Here is a 342-nt window from a genome sequence, read left to right as displayed (position 1 = left end):
CACGGCCTCGGCACGCCTGAAGGTCAGCACCAGCACATCACGCCAGGCCGGCGTGCCCGGATCCAGCGGCTCGACCGCGGTGACGCCGTGCCAGACGCGCTGGTCATCAACCAGGGCGATGTCCAGCGGCTCGGTCAGGGTGAAGGCGCCGAGCTGGGTTCTGTCGGCCGCATGGATGGTGGTGCTGCCCTCGCGGATGTTGTGGCGATCGATCAGGGCCACCAGCACGTAGTCCACGCCATCGCGATGCACGCCTTCCGGCGTCGGCTGGCCGGGCTGGCCGGGCAGGGCTTCGATGCGGAACTGGTGGGCCTCGACCTGCCAGCGCTCCACCTCGGGGGC

Annotated in this window: 1 protein-coding gene; it reads right to left on the bottom strand. The window is 70.8% G+C overall.

What is annotated here, in order from left to right:
• On the bottom strand, nucleotides 1–342 hold a 342-nt coding region (locus FLQ44_RS03125), incomplete at both ends, for a 2OG-Fe dioxygenase family protein (RefSeq protein ID WP_147693007.1).

It is taken from the genome of Vogesella mureinivorans (assembly GCF_007644035.1).
Lineage (GTDB): Bacteria > Pseudomonadota > Gammaproteobacteria > Burkholderiales > Chromobacteriaceae > Vogesella > Vogesella mureinivorans.
The sequence above is the reverse complement of the archived record's forward strand: the minus strand, read 5'-3'. Positions and strand labels throughout refer to the sequence as shown.